Annotated in this window: 1 protein-coding gene; it reads left to right on the forward strand. The window is 48.8% G+C overall.

All coding sequences use genetic code 11. The features are described from left to right. On the forward strand, positions 1–361 hold a 361-nt coding region (locus L1S31_RS14875; protein WP_502539617.1), incomplete at both ends, for an FIDD domain-containing protein.

Below are 361 nucleotides of genomic sequence, written 5' to 3' on the forward strand. Positions count from 1 at the left end.
AGTGTGTGACGACGATAGCAATACCCAGGATACGAGAACCGCGGTAGACCTTACCCAACAGAACGCAGCAGTATTGGCACAACAGCCACCGCTGACTACAGGTACCTATATGGTTACCTACTATAATTCATTACCTGCGGCACAGGCCGGAACCGCACCGCTTATCCCTTCTAATGCACACGTAGCTACTAACGGGGATACAATATGGGTGAGGGTACAGAACAGTGCAAGCAGCTGCTTTAACATTGGCTCTTTCAGGGTTATAATCAATAAGCCGTTAGCGTTAACTACGCCAACACCGCTGAGCCTTTGTGATGACGATGCCCAGCCTAATAACCAGTTCCATGTTTTTGACCTTACG

The organism is Flavobacterium wongokense, from assembly GCF_021608265.1.
GTDB lineage: Bacteria > Bacteroidota > Bacteroidia > Flavobacteriales > Flavobacteriaceae > Flavobacterium > Flavobacterium wongokense.